Origin of the sequence: Bergeyella anatis (assembly GCF_036016955.1) — a bacterium.
GTDB lineage: Bacteria > Bacteroidota > Bacteroidia > Flavobacteriales > Weeksellaceae > JAYWXI01.
Map to the genome: position 1 here is coordinate 1 of NZ_JAYWXI010000124.1, position 485 is coordinate 485.

Below are 485 nucleotides of genomic sequence, written 5' to 3' on the forward strand. Positions count from 1 at the left end.
ATCGTCTAAGGTTAATTGTTCTAACATATACACGGCATTGGCTTTACTTCTTGCCTCTACTCTTTGTAGTTCTTGATAAGTGCGTAAAGGCTGAATGGGAATTTCTTGAGCGACTTCCTTTTTTTCTGTGGATTTATCGACGATTTTAAAAGTGATAAAATCCACTTGATAAGGTAGACTACTTTGATTTTTCATACGCATATCAAAGTATAATTTTCCCTGATAAACATAGATTCCTCTAAGTAGAAACTGAATACCTGCATTTTTAGAACCGATATGCTTGATAAAGTTTCGTTTTTGCTGATAAATAGATTCCATAATGAGTTGAGCCACCGCAGGGGATTGGTTCCCAATATCCGTAAACAAAATATCCATTTTGGCACTAAAATCTTCAGTATTATACTCATTCATAATGCGTTTAAAATCCATTGTGGTCGTTTCGGGAGTCGTGTTATAGAAAATATCAAAATGGTAAAAACGACCGT

General features: G+C 34.6%; 1 protein-coding gene. It reads right to left on the reverse strand.

The features are described 5' to 3' along the window. On the reverse strand, nt 1–485 hold a 485-nt coding region (locus VQ048_RS12565; RefSeq protein WP_327611974.1), incomplete at both ends, for a DUF4138 domain-containing protein.